The organism is Sphaerochaeta associata (genome assembly GCF_022869165.1).
Lineage (GTDB): Bacteria > Spirochaetota > Spirochaetia > Sphaerochaetales > Sphaerochaetaceae > Sphaerochaeta > Sphaerochaeta associata.
Window position 1 is genome coordinate 1,163,946 of the sequence record NZ_CP094929.1, and the last position, 16,602, is coordinate 1,180,547.

18 protein-coding genes are annotated in these 16,602 nt (G+C 53.1%); 10 read left to right on the forward strand and 8 right to left on the reverse strand.

Annotation, left to right across the window (positions count from 1 at the left end):
- The first annotated feature begins 75 nt into the window (after positions 1 to 75).
- Positions 76 to 975 (forward strand): Fic family protein, encoded by a 900-nt coding sequence (locus tag MUG09_RS05335; RefSeq protein ID WP_244774195.1) that lies wholly within the window; start codon positions 76 to 78, stop codon positions 973 to 975.
- Positions 972 to 2,540 (forward strand): N-acyl-D-amino-acid deacylase family protein, encoded by a 1,569-nt coding sequence (locus MUG09_RS05340; protein ID WP_244774196.1) that lies wholly within the window; start codon positions 972 to 974, stop codon positions 2,538 to 2,540. Before MUG09_RS05335 ends, MUG09_RS05340 begins: the two co-directional genes overlap by 4 nt.
- Here MUG09_RS05340 and MUG09_RS05345 read toward each other — a convergent pair.
- From MUG09_RS05345 to MUG09_RS05370, 6 genes are all read right to left on the reverse strand, one after another.
- Positions 2,537 to 3,301, reverse strand: a complete 765-nt coding sequence (locus MUG09_RS05345) for an amino acid ABC transporter ATP-binding protein (protein ID WP_244774198.1) — start codon at positions 3,299 to 3,301, stop codon at positions 2,537 to 2,539. The two genes, MUG09_RS05340 and MUG09_RS05345, sit on opposite strands and share 4 nt — an antisense overlap.
- A gap of 9 nt (positions 3,302 to 3,310) precedes the next feature.
- The gene (locus MUG09_RS05350; RefSeq protein ID WP_244774200.1) at positions 3,311 to 3,946 is read right to left on the reverse strand and encodes an amino acid ABC transporter permease; all 636 of its coding nucleotides are present in this window, start codon (positions 3,944 to 3,946) and stop codon (positions 3,311 to 3,313) included.
- An 80-nt stretch (positions 3,947 to 4,026) separates the two neighbouring features.
- Positions 4,027 to 4,842 carry an amino acid ABC transporter substrate-binding protein gene (locus tag MUG09_RS05355; RefSeq protein ID WP_244774202.1) on the reverse strand — a complete coding sequence of 272 codons (816 nt, stop codon included), beginning with the start codon at positions 4,840 to 4,842 and terminating at the stop codon, positions 4,027 to 4,029.
- A 109-nt stretch (positions 4,843 to 4,951) separates the two neighbouring features.
- A complete protein-coding gene (locus MUG09_RS05360) occupies positions 4,952 to 5,122 on the reverse strand; it encodes a FeoB-associated Cys-rich membrane protein (RefSeq protein ID WP_244774204.1) in 171 nt (56 codons plus the stop codon).
- Between the two features lie 7 nt (positions 5,123 to 5,129).
- Positions 5,130 to 7,091 (reverse strand): ferrous iron transport protein B, encoded by a 1,962-nt coding sequence (gene feoB / locus MUG09_RS05365; protein WP_244774206.1) that lies wholly within the window; start codon positions 7,089 to 7,091, stop codon positions 5,130 to 5,132.
- Between the two features lie 3 nt (positions 7,092 to 7,094).
- On the reverse strand, positions 7,095 to 7,319 hold the full coding sequence (locus MUG09_RS05370) for a FeoA family protein (RefSeq protein ID WP_244774209.1): 225 nt from the start codon (positions 7,317 to 7,319) through the stop codon (positions 7,095 to 7,097).
- 102 nt (positions 7,320 to 7,421) lie between these two features.
- On the opposite strand from MUG09_RS05370, the gene MUG09_RS05375 reads away from it, so the two are divergent.
- The 5 genes from MUG09_RS05375 to MUG09_RS05395 all read left to right on the forward strand — a co-directional run bounded on the left by MUG09_RS05375 (position 7,422) and on the right by MUG09_RS05395 (position 11,980).
- Positions 7,422 to 7,799, forward strand: a complete 378-nt coding sequence (locus MUG09_RS05375) for a metal-dependent transcriptional regulator (RefSeq protein ID WP_244774211.1) — start codon at positions 7,422 to 7,424, stop codon at positions 7,797 to 7,799.
- Positions 7,800 to 7,946: 147 nt separating this feature from the next.
- Positions 7,947 to 9,257: an extracellular solute-binding protein gene (locus MUG09_RS05380; protein WP_244774214.1), complete on the forward strand. Its 1,311-nt coding sequence runs from the start codon at positions 7,947 to 7,949 to the stop codon at positions 9,255 to 9,257.
- 78 nt (positions 9,258 to 9,335) lie between these two features.
- A complete protein-coding gene (locus MUG09_RS05385; protein WP_244774216.1) occupies positions 9,336 to 10,268 on the forward strand; it encodes a carbohydrate ABC transporter permease in 933 nt (310 codons plus the stop codon).
- Between the two features lie 9 nt (positions 10,269 to 10,277).
- Positions 10,278 to 11,126, forward strand: coding sequence for a carbohydrate ABC transporter permease (locus MUG09_RS05390; protein WP_244774218.1), 849 nt, complete (start codon positions 10,278 to 10,280; stop codon positions 11,124 to 11,126).
- Between the two features lie 2 nt (positions 11,127 to 11,128).
- A complete protein-coding gene (locus MUG09_RS05395) occupies positions 11,129 to 11,980 on the forward strand; it encodes an HAD family hydrolase (RefSeq protein WP_244774220.1) in 852 nt (283 codons plus the stop codon).
- Here MUG09_RS05395 and MUG09_RS05400 read toward each other — a convergent pair.
- On the reverse strand, positions 11,975 to 12,742 hold the full coding sequence (locus tag MUG09_RS05400) for a response regulator transcription factor (protein WP_244774223.1): 768 nt from the start codon (positions 12,740 to 12,742) through the stop codon (positions 11,975 to 11,977). The two genes, MUG09_RS05395 and MUG09_RS05400, sit on opposite strands and share 6 nt — an antisense overlap.
- A 3-nt stretch (positions 12,743 to 12,745) precedes the next feature.
- Positions 12,746 to 14,512 (reverse strand): sensor histidine kinase, encoded by a 1,767-nt coding sequence (locus tag MUG09_RS05405; protein ID WP_244774225.1) that lies wholly within the window; start codon positions 14,510 to 14,512, stop codon positions 12,746 to 12,748.
- 160 nt (positions 14,513 to 14,672) lie between these two features.
- Between MUG09_RS05405 and MUG09_RS05410 the strand changes: the two genes are divergently transcribed.
- The 3 genes from MUG09_RS05410 to ilvC all read left to right on the forward strand — a co-directional run bounded on the left by MUG09_RS05410 (position 14,673) and on the right by ilvC (position 16,570).
- Positions 14,673 to 14,876: a hypothetical protein gene (locus MUG09_RS05410; RefSeq protein WP_244774228.1), complete on the forward strand. Its 204-nt coding sequence runs from the start codon at positions 14,673 to 14,675 to the stop codon at positions 14,874 to 14,876.
- Between the two features lie 111 nt (positions 14,877 to 14,987).
- Positions 14,988 to 15,518: an acetolactate synthase small subunit gene (ilvN, locus tag MUG09_RS05415; protein WP_244774238.1), complete on the forward strand. Its 531-nt coding sequence runs from the start codon at positions 14,988 to 14,990 to the stop codon at positions 15,516 to 15,518.
- Positions 15,519 to 15,577: 59 nt separating this feature from the next.
- Positions 15,578 to 16,570 (forward strand): ketol-acid reductoisomerase, encoded by a 993-nt coding sequence (gene ilvC, locus MUG09_RS05420; protein WP_244774240.1) that lies wholly within the window; start codon positions 15,578 to 15,580, stop codon positions 16,568 to 16,570.
- The last annotated feature ends 32 nt before the right edge of the window (positions 16,571 to 16,602 follow it).

Below are 16,602 nucleotides of genomic sequence, written 5' to 3' on the forward strand. Positions count from 1 at the left end.
GTGCATCCATCCTTGCATAGAGCATGTATTCATGGTATTACACCAAAGTAGGAATGGTTGTTGTGAGGTGACAGAATGTACATAAGTGCCAAGGAAGCTGCAAAGAAGTGGGGTATCTCCGAACGAAGGGTGCGCATCCTCTGTTCTGAAGGCAGGGTCGACGGTGTGCTCAGGACCTCCTGGGCCTGGAATATTCCCGCCGACGCACCGAAACCCGGGGACGGCAGGCACCTCAGGCACATGAAGAACCACGACCTGAGGATCGGGGGCATGGATTTCTCCCGGCTCGAGGCGGAGGCGCAAAGCCTGAGAAAAATCGTCGACCGCCAGCAATTCATCCGCTCGTACCACAGTTTGGTGACCAGGTATGTGCTTACCGCCTTTGCAAGCGAGGATATTCTTGTCCAGCCACAGGATTTGGCGGTTCTGTACAATCATTGTTTCGTCCCTTCCCTGGCTTTCGAGATTCAACTGCTCGCACTCAACGCCCGCTCCATTCTGATTCGAATGCTGTATCAATACGGCTTGGGTCCGGTTGAGGGTAAAAGCCGGCCGCAGATGAGTGAACAGCGGCTGAAGGAATTGTACCAGATGCTGTGCCAGGGTATCGAGGATGAGGGGCCGGTTGTCTATCTCGATTCTGATAAAGCCCAACAGATGGAAACGCTCTTTGTCCAATACGATCGCGACTGGGTGCATTTGCACCCTGTTGTACGAGCCCTCTTCCTCTATGGGGAGCTCTTGCGTATCAAACCGTTCGGCAGGTATGACGGGTTGCTCTCCTCCCTGGTCTTCGCCCAGGAATTGATCAATTCGGGCTTCCCCCCGAGCCTCTTCGACGCCGAGCATGTCGATGAGTTCAAGGCAGCCATGATTCTGACCAGAAGCCGTGGAAATTATCAGAATGCACTGCGTATGCTTGAACAGATGCTTCTGTTCGAGTGCTCCAAGCTTGGCGGCAAGGAGTCAATATGATGGTGTTCTCCAATGCAACGGTGGTCGACGGCAGTGCATCCTCCCCTTTTAAGGCCGATGTGGTCATCGAGGGGACCCGTATCGTCTCCATCCTTCCTCCGCAATCCAGCGATGACGGCGCATCAATCGATTGCACCAATCTTGTCTTGTGTCCGGGATTTGTGGACATCCATGGACACAGCGACCTTGAAGTATTGCGCAATCCTTCCATGAGAAAGAAAATCGGGCAGGGGATTACCACCGAGGTAGCCGGCAATTGCGGTATCGGGGTGTTTCCGGCGGAAATTGGTGATTCTCTTCTCGCCGAACTTACATCCGATGTACTGGGACGCTATCCCAGAGTCGGTTGGCCCTCCTTCAGTTCCTATCTTACAAAGCTTAAAGAGAAGGGAAGCGGCACCAATACAGCATTTCTGCAGGCTCACAGCACCCTCAGAAGCCATGCCATGGAGGGTAAGGCGAATCGTACAGCCACTGAAGAGGAGATTCGGCGTATGTGCCTGTACCTTCAGCAGAGTCTGGAGGAGGGGTGTATCGGGCTTTCCAGTGGCCTCTACTATGCTCCGTGCATTTTTGCAGACCACAAGGAGCTGCTTGCACTGCTGTCGGTAGTTGCGTCCTTCGACCGGCTCTTTAGCGTACATATGCGCTGCGAAGGCTCTGATATCCTGGACAGCATACAAGAGGTGCTCGACCTGGCCCGCCTAAGCGGGGTGAAGCTTCAGATCAGCCACCTGAAGGTGATCGGGAAAAAGAACCAACGTTTGGTCCCCTCCATGCTCGCCCTGATCGAGCAGGCCAGGGTTGAGGGTGTGGATGTCCAATTCGACCAATACCCCTACGAATACGGCTCAACAAGCCTTTTCAGCCTGCTTCCTCCTCCCTATCTCAAGCTGGGCAGGTCTGAATTGAAATCTGCTCTAGGCAGTGAGTCCGAGAGGCGAATCATCAAGGCGATGATGGAGGAGGGCAAAGGCTGGGACAGCATTGCTTCTCTCTGCGGTTGGGATGACATTAAGGTGTTGGTGCTTCACAGTAATCCTCAGTATGAGGGATTGAGCATGAACGAAGTGGCGCAACTGCGCAACCAGGACCCGTACGAGGCGTTTTTCGACGTGCTCGTACAGGAGGAGGGATCGGCTCTGATGACCGATGTCACCCAAAGCCAGGACTCGATCAAGCGCATTCTCTCCCATCCTTTGATGTGCTTTGGAACCGACGCCCTCTATGCCGGACAAAAGGCTCATCCCAGAAGCTATCAGGCGGCCCTGCATCTGCTCGAGCGGTATTGGAAACAAGAGCCGGTTCTCAGTCTTGAGCAACTCATTGCAAAGATGACAAGCTGTGGGGCCAAACGGCTTGGTCTTGCAGATCGCGGGTTGGTTTCAAAAGGTTATAAGGCCGATTTGGTACTCTTCGACCCGGTCGAGCTTGCCGACCGTTCGGACGATGGACACCCCGACGCACCGTTCAACGGTCTGCGTTTGGTCATGGTGAATGGAACGGTTGCCTTTCAGAACGGCAGATATACCGACAGCACCAGTGGTTCGATTCTGCTGGGTTAGGGTTGCTCGTATCGATTGAGGAATCGCTTCGTCCTGGGATTGGTCGGGTCGTTGAACAGCTTGTCCGGACTTCCTTCCTCGACGATCAATCCATCGTCCATGAAGATGACACGGTCTGAAATATCCCTGGCGAACGACATCTCGTGGGTGACGACGATCATCGTCATCTTCTCCTTTGCAAGGTCCTTGATTACCTTCAGGATTTCTCCCGTCAGCTCGGGATCGAGGGCACTGGTTGGTTCATCGAAACAAAGTACATCAGGATTGAGGGCAAGAGCGCGGGCGATGCTTACACGCTGCTGTTGCCCGCCGGATAGTTGGCAGGGGTAGGCTTTTGCCTTCTCCTCCAGTCCCATTTTTACAAGCAGTGCACGTGCAACCTGTTCGGCTTCCGCCTTGTTGCGGCCCAGCACATGCATCTGTGCTTCAGTAATGTTGCGCAGCACGCTCATATGAGGAAAGAGGTTGAAGTTCTGAAAGACCAGGCCCAGGTTGAGGCGCACAGCCTTGAGCGTCTGTTTATCGGCGTAGGTGACTTTTCCTGCTTCAGTTGTACTTACCATGGTCTTGGAGCATACTTCGATGGTGCCCCCATCAATGGGTTCAAGCTGGGTGAGGCAGCGCAGCAACGTGCTTTTTCCGCTGCCCGAGGGGCCGATGATGGAAAGGACTTCTCCCTTGTTGAGGGTGAATGAGATGCCCTTGAGTACTCCCAGACCGTCGAACTCTTTCTTCAGGTTTGCGACCGATATGATTTCCATCCTGATCTCCTAGTGGTAGTAGTTGAGCTTCTTCTCAAGCAAATCGAAGGAGCGGGAGACGAGTGCATTCATGATGAAGTAAAACACCCCTGCAATAAAGATGGGCATGGTGGAGAACTGCCTTGCCGATGCGTTCTGGGCGACCCTGAACAGCTCTGCAACCCCGATGGTCTGCGCCAAGGCTGTATCCTTGACCAGGGTGATCACCTCGTTTCCCATGGCGGGAATGATTCGCTTCACCACCTGAGGTGCGACAATATGGGTAAATGTATGGGCCTTGGAGAACCCCAGTACCAATGACGCCTCATACTGGCCGACCGGAATGGACTGGATGCCCCCCCGGTAGATTTCTGCGAAATATGCAGCATAGTTGATGACAAAACCTACGATGACAGCGGTGAAACGGTCATAGGAGGCTCCAAAGATATAGTAAGGCGCAAAATAGACGAACAACAGCTGCAGAATCAAGGGGGTTCCTCGCATGATCATGATATAGACATTGACCATATTTGAGATTACCGGATTCTTGGACATCCTGCCTTTTGCAACCAGCAACCCCAATGGAAGTGAGAAAAGCAACGTAAGGACGAATATTTTCAGACTGACGACGGTTGCCGCCAACATCTGCAGCAAGAGGTTTCCCATGCAAGTCTCCTATAAATTGGATAGTTCCCTTAGGAAAAAAGAAACGGGGAGCAATGCTCCCCGTCATCATACTGTTTTCCTTATTTTCCGACAACGGTGATGTCAGAGCCAAACCATGCGTTGGAAATCTTGGCCAATGTACCGTCGGCTTTCATGGCGAGCAGCTGATCCCAAACAGCATCAGCAAGCTTCTGATCGCCCTTGCGGAATCCAATGCCGTAGTCTTCGGGAGCGAGTTCCTCGCTGAGGATCCTGAAGGCCTTTCCGCTGCGCTGGATGTTGTCGTTTGCAACAGTGACGTCCACAACCAAGGCATCGATGCCGCCGATCTCAAGGTCCATGAGGCCGGTCAGGTTTTCCTTGAATTCAACGAACGTCTTGATGGACTTCTTGAACTCGGGGGAAGCATCAATGGCGCTGGAGGCCGAGGATCCCGCCTGATAGCCCACGCTCTTTCCACTCAGCGATGCGAGGGTGGTATAGGGGCTGTCATCGCGAACTACGACAACCTGTGCATTGTGGATGTACGGAGGGGTGAAGGTCATGGCCTGCTTACGCTCTTCGGTGATGGTGAAGCCGTTCCAGATGCAATCGATGTTGCCGGTGTTCAGCTCTTGTTCCTTGGCATTCCAGTCGATCGGCTGGAGCTTGAGGGTGACGCCCATGCGTTTGGTTACTTCCTTGGCAAGGTCGACGTCGAAACCGACTATTTCACCCTTTTCATTGCGGAAGCCCATCGGGGGGAAGTTGTCGTCAAGTCCCATGACGAACTGACCCTTGCTCAGTACCTTGTCAAGGGAGTTGTCTCCACCAGGAGCTTGTTCCTTGGTGCCGGCGGCGAACAGACTTGCGCCTGCCAAAAGCAGGGCCAACAGTACAACAGTGCATCGTTTCATTGCTATTTCTCCTCAATTACGAACTACATGTGCTCTCTTTTGGGTGAGTGTACCCGTAAAATGAGGAAAATTCCAGACTTTCTGTATAAATATTCAATAGTTGTATATGTCAGTGACAGGAATCCGCAAATTTACACCCCTTGCAGGCACTGTTCTTTTTCGTGCCGCAGGAGGCGCAACCCTCTTCCTTGCTGTGCTTTCGCAGGGTTTTAATGGCAAAGGTGATGAGAGCGAGGATGACGAGGGCGACGATGGTATTCGAAATGATGGCTGTAAGCATGCTGACCTCACAGAAATAGAAGGGTTGCAGAGCGGATGAGCAACGCTGCAACATAGGCGAATCCGGTTTGCCAGAGGACCGCGAAGAGAAGCTTGCGTTTACTGCCAAGCTCCTTGAACATGGCGCTGATGGCTGCAATGCAAGGCGATGAGAGGAGGATGAACGTCATATAGGCAAGGGCGGTGTCGGCTGTGAAGAAGGCCGAGAGTGAGGATGTCCCGATGGTGACGCTCAGAGTGCTGACGATAGATTCCTTGGCTGCTATTCCGGTCAGAAGTGCGACGCTTGCCTGCCAGAAGCCGAATCCCAGCGGAGCGAACAGCGGGGAGATGAGCCTGCCCATGATGGCGAGCATGCTCTGCTCTGCATCCACTGCCTGCAAGGTGAAGGAGTAGGATGAGAGCAGATAGATGATGACCGAGGAGAGCAAAATGATGGTTCCCGCCTTTTCAATGAAGCCCAAGGTACGGTCCTTTGTTTGCAACCAGATGTTCTTGGCTGCCGGAATCTGGTAGCGGGGCAGCTCCAGGATGAAGGCGTTGGTCTCCTTGTGCTTGTCCAAGGCGCGCGCCAGAAGGCCGGTGATGACCACCGCTGCGATTCCCAGCAGGTAGATAAGGGGGGCGATGAACCATTTGCCGGGGAAAAAGTAGGTAAGCATGAGGGCGAATACGGGCATTTTCGCTCCGCAGGGTATGAAGGGAGTGACGATGACCGTCAACTCCCGTTGTTTCTGGTGCTCGATGGTTCTGCTGCTCATGATGGCGGGGACCGAGCAGCCGGTGCCGATCACCAAGGGGATGATCGACTTGCCCGACAGGCCCATGCTGCGCATCAACCGGTCCATGATGAAGGCGATGCGTGCCATGTATCCGCAGTCTTCCAGGATGGAGAGCAACAAGAAGAGCACAAACAACTGGGGAACAAAGGTCAGTACCGCACCCACTCCTGCAATGATGCCGTCCACCAGAATGCCGGACAGCAGGGGGTGTACCTGCATTGCATCTGCAAAGGTTTGGATGTGGGCTGAAGCGAAAGCAAAGAACGACTCGAGCCAGCCGGTGGTATAACCGCCCACCAATCCGATGGAGAGGTAGAAAACTGCTGCCATAATGGCTATGAACAGGGGGATGGCTCCAAACTTGCTGGTGGCAAGGTTGTCGAAGTTGAACTGTTTCTCCTTTTTCGTCTTGATCTGGCAATCCTTTGCGATATGTTCGGCTACTTTGTATCGTTGGTCGATGATGATTGCCTGTACATCGTCGTCGTAGTGCTCGGTCAAGTCTTTGCGTGCCTGCTCTATATAGGTTTGGAAGGCCTGGGGCGGAGCGGGCATGGAGGAGAGAAAGAGTTCATCCGCTTCCAGCAGCTTGATCGCCGCCCATCGCATCTGCCTCCCTTTGGGTATGAGATGCAGATAGTCGTCGGTGATGATGGTCGTGATGTACCGTTCAACAAAGTTGGAAAAGAGCGGCTGCATGGGAAGCTTTTTTTCTCGCAGCGATCGCTCGATCTCTTCCAACAGGCTGGATATGCCGGTTCCTTTGCTTGCCGATATTTGTACAACAGGACAGCCTGTCATCTGCGAAAGCCGCTTCCCGTCGATGCGGATACCCTCCTTTTCAAGCAGGTCCTCCATATTCAGGGCAAGCAGCAACGGTCTTCCAAGCTCGGCCAGCTGGGTGGTCAGGTAGAGACTGCGTTCCAGATTGGTTGCATCGATGACATCGATGATCAGGTCGGGCTGTTCATCGAGTATATACCGTCTGGAGAGTTTCTCCTCGGGGGAGTAGGGGGAAAGGGAGTATATACCAGGCAAATCGAGGATTCGGTGTCCGTTGACCACCCCTTCTTTCTTTTCCACGGTGACACCAGGCCAGTTGCCGACATACGCAGTGGTGCCTGTAAGGGTGTTGAAGAGCGTAGTCTTCCCGCAATTGGGGTTCCCGATGAGAGCAATTGTTTGCATATGCTATCTTAATTCAATGGCACGGGCTTCAGCTTTTCTGAGGCACAAATGGTATCCACGCAAAGAAACTTCCATCGGATCGCCCATGGGTGCCATCTTGACTACCTCAACGCCAACCCCTTTGGTGAAGCCCATATCCATAAGTCTTCGTTTGAGTTGTTTTGGTGCATTGATTGCCTTGACAGCTCCCTTTTGACCTACGGTCAGTTCGTCCATTGTCATCTGCATCTTTCTTTTCCCTCACCTATAAGTTAGTTAATACAAACATTTGTGTCAAGGTTTTTTATCTCTTCCGATGACAAATCGCTTGAGGCATGATACCATCACCACATGCACAAGTCAGGTGAAGATTATCTAGAGGCCGTATTGGCTCTCAGCCAGGAACATGAAAAGGTACGGACAACCGATGTTGCCCTGCGCCTGGGTGTGTCCAAGCCGAGTGTCAATCGTGCCATGAAGGTGCTCGCCTCCGAAGGGTATGTGAACCAGGAGACATACGGGGATATCCACTTGACCGAGAAAGGCAGGCTCAAGGCTTCCCAGGTATATTTCAGGCACAAGACCCTTACCAGCTTTCTCAAGGATGTGCTTGGTGTCGATGCTGTCATCGCCGAGCAGGATGCGTGTCTGATCGAGCATGACATCTCCAGCGAAACCATGGAAAAGCTTGCTTCGTTTTTGCGCTCATATCGTGGCGAGTCATCCTGAATCTTGTATACAGGTGCTTCGTTTCTGCTATCTTTCCATCATTCTTGTCCAACTACACAAAATCGCATGCATAAACACAAAACCTTTTTCTTGTGAATTCCCTAAAGCCTTTTAGACTGAAGGTAGATAGACTTTAGGAGGTCTCACATGAAAAAGACGTTCATCGTTGTTTTACTCATCGCATTGCTGCTTCCTCTTTCCCTGTTCGCACAGGGGTCGAAGGCAACAGCCGTCGACGAAACCAAGCCCGTAACCATCCAGTACTGGACCCATGAGGATCCGGCCAGAACCCAGCTCGAAACCGAGCTCATCGCCAAATTCATGGCGGACAACCCGAACATCACCGTCGTGCGCTCCACCCAGGCCTCGGTCAAGCAGATTGAGCTGGTGCAGACCGCTTTCGCTGCCAATCAGGGTCCTGACATGTTCAACCTGCCGATCGAAAACCAGTATTCCTACATTTCCAACGGTCGTGTAGCCCCGGTCGATTATCAGGCAGCAGGCTATGCCAACAAGCAGGATCTCTTGGACAAGTACATGGACGGCGTGCTGGATACCGTCACCGTCGATGGTGAAGTATATGGTCTCCCACTGGAACTGACCAACTGGTCCATCTACCTGAACAAGAAGGTATTCCGCTCCGCCGGCCTTGATCCTGAAAAGGATTACCCCAAGACTTGGGAAGAGATGGCTGACATCTCCGAGAAGCTGGCGATTCGTGACGGCGACATCCTCATCCGCCGCGGCTATGACTTCCGCTATCCGTACTATTTGACGTTCTTTGTTCCCATGGTGGAACAGCTTGGCGGCGACCTACTCAGCGCTGACGGCAAGAAGGCCATTATTGGTGATGAAGCTTGGCTGAAGGCTCTTACCTACATGCAGCAGTGGGGACCGTCGGGTCGCAACCTCGGCTCACCGACCTACAAGAATGCACGTAACCTGTTCAACCAGGACAACAACGACATCGCCATGGCTCATACCGGTCTCTACCAGCAGGGCAGAATCGAGAAAGACAATCCTGCCTTCTTCAACAGCGGCGAGTGGATGGTAATCCCGTATCCTACCTTCAAGGATGCCGTTCGAGATGTTGCAGCTTGCTACTACGGCCACTTCTTCATGGTCAATGCCGACAGCGATCCTGCCGTTCAGAAGGCAGCTTGGAAGCTTTCCGGCTACCTGCTCAGCCACGGTGAGGAGTACCTGACCCGCGGTGGAAACATCATTCAGCCGACCAAAGCCCTCTTTGCTTCCGATACGCTGAAGAATATGCCCTACAGCCAGGTCTTCATCGATGATATGGCCCGCTCACACATGATTTACTACGGAGAAAACTCACCTCAGGTCCAGACTCAGATTCGCAATGCAGTCGAATCGGTCATGCTCAGCGGCGTAAGTCCTGAAAAGGCGCTTGCCACTCTCAGAGCTTCTGTTCAGGAAATTATCGACGAGCAGTAAACGTTCATAATTCTGCGGTCCTGTGCCTGTACGACAGGACCGCTCTCTTTTAATCCTTACGCATCCGGGGAGAACATTATGGGTATGAGAAAATATCGGGGTATCGAGAGAAAGCAGGCTCGATGGGGATTTGTCTTCGTTCTGCCGGCCATGCTTTTCTTCTCCTTGTTCAGTTTTTATCCAATTTTCAATGCCATTTATACCAGTTTTTTTGATAAGCGCGCATTGAGCAAGCTACCCCCGAAGTTCCTTGGGCTGGGCAACTACATCAGGCTCTTCGATCCAAGCAGGGCCGCAAGCGACCTCTCTTTCCTGAACAGTCTCAAATCCACATTGGTCTTTACGCTGGGAACCTTCATTCCATTGTTGATCGTCAGCCTGATCTTGGCTGTATTCATCAGCAACCTTTCCAGCAACAAGACCAAGAAATTCCTGCAGATTTCCTACTACACTCCGGCCATCCTTTCCAGCGTTGTTGCAGCAACCATCTGGATGATCATTTTCGACCCGCGCGGGTTGGGGAACCAGTGGCTCAACGCCCTGATGAACACTCCCGGTGTTGACCGCCGATGGCTCGTCGATCCGGTTATGGAGCAGGTTTCCACCATGGTCATCTACTTCTGGAAGTACATCGGCTACTTTGTGATTCTCTTCATTACCGGCCTTGCCTCGATTCCTCCCACCATCTACGAAGCATCAACCATCGATGGGGCGACCAAGAACCAGGTGTTCTGGCGCATCACGTTGCCATTGCTCAAGCCGACGGTGGTCCTGGTTTCGGTCATGGCTATGCTGCAGTGTTTGAAGACCTTCAGCACCCAGTACATGCTCTACTCCAATGGAGCGCCCCGAGCCCCGATCAACGTAATTACGTTCAACATCTATGTTACCGGTATTCAACAACAGTACCTTGGTAGGGCAAGTGCCATGAGCGTCGTGTTGTTCATCATGATGCTGTTGCTGACCTTGCTGCAGTTCAAGACCACCAAGAGTGAGAATGTGGAATATTAGGAGGACAGGATGCAGATAGAAAAACGATTCACCCTGCCGAAAATCGGCATTTACCTGGTCCTGTTGGTTATGTTGACATTCACCTTGATGCCCATCATTTTCATGGTCAGTGCATCGATGATGACCAGCCGCCAGATTCTCAAGATGCCTTACACCTGGATTCCCGAGGGCATCGCTTGGGAGAACTTTGCAAAGGCCATCCAAGGCAACGACAAGACCTACATTTTTGTGCGCAATATCTCCAACTCGCTGATCGTCAGTACCTCGGTTGCCATCACCACCGTCCTGATCGCCAGCCTCACCGGATACGGACTTGCAAAGTTCCGCTTCCGAGGCCGCAACACCGTGTTCATGATGATCATGGCGACCATGATGATTCCCTTCGAAGCCATCATGATTCCCCTGTACATGGTTGTCATGGCACTGCGCATCCAGAACTCCTATATCGGTCTTATTCTTCCCTTCCTGGTAAGTGCCTTCGGGGTGTTCCAGATGAAGCAATTTTTGACGACGTTCCCCACCGAATTCCTGGATGCAGCGCGGGTGGACGGCATGGGTGAGTTCGGAATCTATTGGCGCATCGTGCTTCCCAACTGCAAGCCCGTTATCGCTACCTTGTTGATTCTCTCCTTCCGCAGCCAGTGGGACAACCTCTTGTGGCCGCTCTTGGTCAGCCAGAGTGACAAGATGAAGACCATCCCCCAGTACATCTCCTCGTTCGCTCTTGAGCGCAGCACCGATGAAGGGGCGATGATGGCCGCAGCCCTGCTTGCCTCGATTCCCATGTTCATCCTCTTTATGTCGCTGACCAAGTATTTCATCGGCGGGTCGGCCATCTACGAATCGAGAAAGGGTTGAGTATGTACGACAGGCTCTGCACCGATCTTTCTTCAGGTCATCCCGCCCAAGAGGTGCTGCAACAGTTCACCGATCGGCTGGATGCATTTCCCTTGCAGCGTTTGGATTGTCCGATGAACCGCTGTCTGCTTGTCACCGACAGGGCGGACAGCGTCGAGGAAGCTCAACGATTGGGCATGGGCTCGATGCTTGCCCACGGGCGGTTCGGGCTCGATTCTCTGTTGCCTCATCTGTCCTGGGTGGATTCGACCATCCCCGATCCCTGTTCGCTGTTCCTCTTTGATATGGGAAATGTCGTGGTGAAGAACATTACGATGCTCGACAAGATTGCCAAGCGCTGGAATCTCGATCGAGAGGAGTTTTTCACCGACTACCTGCACTATGAGTTCCCCCTCATGGATGGCACTTTTTCCAGCGCACAGTATTGGGCCCATGTGAAAGAGGTGTTTGGGACGGAGGTGGAAGGTGATCCTTTCTACGATGCCTTCGAGCCGGTTTTCAATGATGAGATCATCAGCTTGATTGCCAAGTTGAGAGCGGCAGGCAAGCGGGTGGTATGTGCCTCCAACACCATCGACCCTCATTGGAGGATACTCGATGCGATGGGAGCCCTCTCCTTGTTCGACGAGGTGTATGCATCACATCTGATGCGCACCACAAAACCCTCGAGGCATTTCTTTATGCAGATTCTTCAGAGTGAGGGGTGTCCCATCGAGCAAGCTTACTTTATTGATGATCATGAACCGAACATCGAGCGGGCGCGAAGCTTCGGCCTGGCAAGCCTGCTCTACGCAGACAAAGGGGGAAGAGAGGCCTCCGAGCGGCTCTCTTCGGCCTTCTCCTTCGTGTTATAGACTGCCCAGCTCGTCGCGGAACTGCGTAGGGGTCTTGGTGGTGAAACGCTTGAAGATCTTGGCGAAGTAGCCGGGGGTGGGGAAGCCGCAACTGGTTGCGATCTCACCGATGTTCTTCTTCGGATCCTTCATGAGCTCCACCGATTTATTCACCCGCCACGCGTTCAGGTATTGGAGGAAGTTAAGTCCTGTCACTTCCTTGAACAGCCGCGAAAGATGACTCTCGGAGAGTTCAAGGTAGGAGGCAGCCTCCTGCAGGCCGACCGGGTTTGCATAGTTGTCGGCGATGAAGGCGATTGTGGCATCGATGACATGGTTGTTCACGTTGCGCGGAAGGGCGATCAACTCGGCGGCGGTACTCGTTCCTTTTTTCAATTGCTCGAAATCCTTGTCCTCTTCCTGGATTTTCTTGACCAGGTTGGCCAGCGTTTCTTCCAGCTCCTCGTCGTCGATGGGCTTGAGCAGGTAGTCGAACACACCCAGTCGGATGGCTTGTTTCATGTAGTTGAAATCGGTATGGCCGGTCAGGATGATGGCATGGTTGACCGGACAGTGGCTGAGCATGGTAAGCCCGTCCTGGGCGGGAAGGCGGATGTCGGTTATGACGATGTCCGGCTCGACACGTTTGATCAGTTGCTCCCCCTCCAGGCCGTCGGCGGCGGTTCCTGCCAATTTCAATCCCAACAGTTCCCAGCGGATCGAAGAGACTATTTCCTCACGGACGATTTGTTCGTCTTCTACAAATACCACACTATAGCTCATAGCCTATTTCCTCTCTTTTGTTTCGTCCGGGAATGATATGTTCACCGTCGTACCTTCCCCGACCTTGCTGGTCAAGGAAAAAGTCATCTGCTTACCATAGGTAAGGAACAATCTTCTATATACATTGTATACACCAACGTGTGTCGAGTTGGCAAGTTCATCGAGGTTGTCCGGCAGCGTTCCTGGTGGAAATCCTATCCCGTTGTCCTCAATGGTGATGAAAATCCGGCCTGAGAGCTTAACGACCCTGACCGATAGCTTCCACTCTCCGACTTTCGGTTCAAGGCCGTGGATGATGGCATTCTCCACCAGCGGCTGGATGATCAGCTTGGGTGTCTTGACGGAAGCGCAGCCGGGATCGAGGTAGGTCTGCACTTTCAGCTTGGAGCCGAAGCGCAGCCGTTGGATGGTCAGATAGGAGTCGATCAGGGCCATGCTCTGTTCGAGGGTGCACTCGCTTTCATGGTTGTCGATTGTCGATCGCAGCAGTTTCCCGAGCTTCACCGTAATGGTATAGATGTCCTCTTCTCCATGCATTCGTGCAAGAGCCTTGATGGTGTTCAGTGTATTGAAGAGGAAGTGCGGGTTCATCTGGCTCTCAAGGGCCTTCCGTTCGGCCTCGCTGAGTTTCTCCTGCTCCTCACGGGTGAGCTCGAGCAGCCCTGCAATTTGTTGTACCATGATGTTGAATGAGTGTTCGAGCTGGGCGAACTCCCAGATTCGGCTCTTTACCGCCTTGGTCTGCAGATTGCCCTGTTCAACCTCTCCCATGCGATAGGCAAGGTTGCGGATCGGCCTGGCGATGGAACGGGAGAACAGGAAGGACAAGCCCATTGCCAGAAGGGTTCCTACCGCCATGGTAAGGCCGAATGCATAAAGCAGTCGGTCCAGGCTCTCCTGGAAGGGTGCTGCACTGACGCTTCCCGCCAGATGCAACGTCGTGCCGTGTATCGGCGTGATGGAGACAATCGAAGTTCCTGTATGCATGGTCCTGCGTGAGTAGTCGCCTTTGAGCTGTGAAAGCGAAGGAAATTTGTCAAAGGTTCCGAAGCGTTCGGTGTGCACCAGGCTGGTAGCATAGAAGTCACGATTGTCGATCAGCAGTACATCGCCGAGCAATCGTTCGGTATTTACCAGGTTGCTGAGGGCTTCGGCATAGATGTCGATGACCAGGTATCCCAGGTTCGTACCCTCGCTGTCATAAATGCGTCTGAGGATAGAAGCAACCACCTGTCTTCCATTGTCGGCCATCCGATGGCCCCGGATGCTGATGATGCTGGCCGTCGGGGAGATGTTCGCATTCTGGCTGATGATCGAGTTCATGTCCCAGTCGTTGCCGTGATAGCGCAAGTCATAGACATCGGGGAAGGTGTGGGTGCTGATGCGCACCCTTCCGGTATTGCTGACGATGTTTGCACTTGCAAGATAGGTGTCCCCGCGCATCACGCTGAACAACAGCTGGTAGAGGTCCCGGCTGATGGTGGAGTTAGCCTCCAGCCTGTCCTCTTCCATAATGTGAACGATCAGAGGATTGGTTGAGAGCTGGTAGGCCTTATGCCGGTAGTCCTCTAAAACAGAGGATACTTTGTCAGCGTCTACGGCGACCAGATTCATAGTCTGCTCGGTGAGGTACCTCTCTTGGTTTCTTCCACCGATTAGTGCATAATAGGCGGAAAAGAGGCCGAGCGGTACGATGAGGACGATCAGAAAGTAGATGAGTAGTCTTCCGAAGAGCGTTCGCTTTCTCCAGAAGTTGGGTTTGCTGTCCATGCCTGCAGTGTATCTGCAATAGGGTGGGAGAGCAATAACTTCGACTTATAGGAATTTTTACTGCATAAACATACTGTTTTTTGTATAAAGGGTTGACAGAAATCCTAAAAGAGAGCTACAAACAAGAAACGGCCCATCGCCGTTCATTGAGGAGAGTATCGTGAACGCGTTCACCAAGCAGGTGCAGGCAATGCACCGGACAATTGAAAGGAAATGGAAGATGCAGGACTGCTCTCAGTTCTGTTTCGGCACACCTGATTCTTCGCATGCCGCTCTTTCCTTGCTTCTTGGACGCACCATCCTCCTCCCCCTCATCTCCCTCATTACCCTCCTCATTATCGTAGTAAGCCTAATTATTCTCTGACCACGGCTGCAGAGTGAGATACCTGCATGGACCGTGGACGAAGAGCCCCCAATTGAAGCCTGGGGAGCAATCGCTTATACCCAAACACCATACGAAGGAGACAAACATCACATGAATAGTACAGAAAACCGCTACACACTGGCCATCCTGGTCAACAACCACCCCGGTGTCTTGATGCGTGTCGTCTCCCTGTTCTCCCGAAGAGGCTACAACATCGACAGCTTGTCGGTCGGAGAAACGGAGAACGAGGCGGTCAGCCGCATCACCATCGTAGTCAGCGGCGACCGTCCTGTTGTCGAGCAGATCAAGAAGCAGGTGGGCAAGCTCATCGATGTCAAGCGCGTGTATGAGATGACCCAGACGCGGAGCCTGCAGCGCGAGCTGGTCATGGTCAAGGTCTCCACCAAAAGTGAAAGCCGCTCGCAGGTGGTGGAGCTTGCCCAGATCTTCAAGGCAAAGATCATCGATGTCACCGCTTCCACGGTGTCCCTTGAGATGACCGGCAGCTTGGACAAGATTCAATCCTTCCTCGATCTTATGATGCCGTACGGTATTGTTGAGATGGCCAGGACGGGTATCACGGCCCTCGAACGCGGCTCGCGGGCTCTCAGCTCGATCAGCTACAGCGAGGATGATGTCTAAACGCAACGCCCCAAGGGCGCTTACCATAACAAGGCCGGTGGGCCGAAGGAAAGGAAGCAATGAGCACAATGTATTATGATTCACAGGCAGATCTCCAAAAGCTTGATGGAAAGAAGGTTGCCATCATCGGATACGGCAGCCAAGGGCATGCACACGCATTGAACCTGCATGAGAGCGGGGTTGATGTGGTCGTCGGTTTGTACAAGGGTTCCAAGAGTTGGGCGATTGCAGAGGAAGCCGGACTTCAGGTCGCGACCGTCGAGGAGGCCAGTGCCATGGCACAGGTCATCATGCTGCTGCTCCCCGATGAGAAGCAGGCAAAGATCTACCGCGACAGCGTGGAAGCCAATCTGAGTGCAGGCAAGTATCTTGCCTTCGCCCACGGCTTCAACATCCATTTCGGGCAGATCAAGCCCCCTGCCGATGTGAACGTAATCATGATCGCTCCCAAGGGCCCGGGTCATACGGTCCGCACCCAGTTCCAGGAAGGCAAGGGGGTTCCCTCCCTGATCGCCATCCATCAGGATCCCAGCGGCGACTCACGCGACATCGCCCTCGCCTATGCAAAAGGTCTGGGTGCCGGACGTGCAGGCATTTTTGAAACCTCTTTCAAGGAAGAGACCGAGACCGACCTCTTTGGCGAACAGGCTGTGCTCTGCGGTGGTGTCACCGCCCTGATCAAGGCTGGATTCGACACCCTTGTCGAGGCAGGCTACCAACCCGAGATGGCCTACTTCGAGTGCTGTCACGAGATGAAGCTTATCGTCGACCTCATCAACCAGGGCGGTCTGTCCTACATGCGTTACTCCATCAGCGATACCGCTGAGTACGGCGATTACATCACCGGCAGCAAGATCATCACCGACGACACAAAGAAGGCGATGAAGGGAGTACTCACCGATATCCAGGAAGGTACATTCGCCCGCAACTGGCTCTTGGAGAACCAGGTCAACAGACCCTACTTCAATGCAAAGAAGCGCATTGAGAGCGAAAGCCTGTTGGAGAAGACCGGACAGAAGCTCCGCTCTTTGATGAGCTGGTTGAAGAAATAACCAATTAAAACTACGAAAACCGGGAAGGACAC

What these genes read in the sequence shown, in the direction of transcription:
- MUG09_RS05390 (WP_244774218.1), top strand. Translation starts at nt 10,278, where the DNA reads ATGCAGATAGAAAAACGATTCACCCTGCCGAAAATCGGCATTTACCTG.
- ilvN (WP_244774238.1), top strand. Translation starts at nt 14,988, where the DNA reads ATGAATAGTACAGAAAACCGCTACACACTGGCCATCCTGGTCAACAAC.
- MUG09_RS05335 (WP_244774195.1), top strand. Translation starts at nt 76, where the DNA reads ATGTACATAAGTGCCAAGGAAGCTGCAAAGAAGTGGGGTATCTCCGAA.
- MUG09_RS05380 (WP_244774214.1), top strand. Translation starts at nt 7,947, where the DNA reads ATGAAAAAGACGTTCATCGTTGTTTTACTCATCGCATTGCTGCTTCCT.
- MUG09_RS05360 (WP_244774204.1), bottom strand. Translation starts at nt 5,122, where the DNA reads ATGCTTACAGCCATCATTTCGAATACCATCGTCGCCCTCGTCATCCTC.
- MUG09_RS05370 (WP_244774209.1), bottom strand. Translation starts at nt 7,319, where the DNA reads ATGCAGATGACAATGGACGAACTGACCGTAGGTCAAAAGGGAGCTGTC.
- MUG09_RS05405 (WP_244774225.1), bottom strand. Translation starts at nt 14,512, where the DNA reads ATGGACAGCAAACCCAACTTCTGGAGAAAGCGAACGCTCTTCGGAAGA.
- MUG09_RS05395 (WP_244774220.1), top strand. Translation starts at nt 11,129, where the DNA reads ATGTACGACAGGCTCTGCACCGATCTTTCTTCAGGTCATCCCGCCCAA.
- MUG09_RS05350 (WP_244774200.1), bottom strand. Translation starts at nt 3,946, where the DNA reads ATGGGAAACCTCTTGCTGCAGATGTTGGCGGCAACCGTCGTCAGTCTG.
- MUG09_RS05340 (WP_244774196.1), top strand. Translation starts at nt 972, where the DNA reads ATGATGGTGTTCTCCAATGCAACGGTGGTCGACGGCAGTGCATCCTCC.
- MUG09_RS05355 (WP_244774202.1), bottom strand. Translation starts at nt 4,842, where the DNA reads ATGAAACGATGCACTGTTGTACTGTTGGCCCTGCTTTTGGCAGGCGCA.
- MUG09_RS05345 (WP_244774198.1), bottom strand. Translation starts at nt 3,301, where the DNA reads ATGGAAATCATATCGGTCGCAAACCTGAAGAAAGAGTTCGACGGTCTG.
- feoB (WP_244774206.1), bottom strand. Translation starts at nt 7,091, where the DNA reads ATGCAAACAATTGCTCTCATCGGGAACCCCAATTGCGGGAAGACTACG.
- MUG09_RS05400 (WP_244774223.1), bottom strand. Translation starts at nt 12,742, where the DNA reads ATGAGCTATAGTGTGGTATTTGTAGAAGACGAACAAATCGTCCGTGAG.
- MUG09_RS05375 (WP_244774211.1), top strand. Translation starts at nt 7,422, where the DNA reads ATGCACAAGTCAGGTGAAGATTATCTAGAGGCCGTATTGGCTCTCAGC.
- MUG09_RS05385 (WP_244774216.1), top strand. Translation starts at nt 9,336, where the DNA reads ATGGGTATGAGAAAATATCGGGGTATCGAGAGAAAGCAGGCTCGATGG.
- ilvC (WP_244774240.1), top strand. Translation starts at nt 15,578, where the DNA reads ATGAGCACAATGTATTATGATTCACAGGCAGATCTCCAAAAGCTTGAT.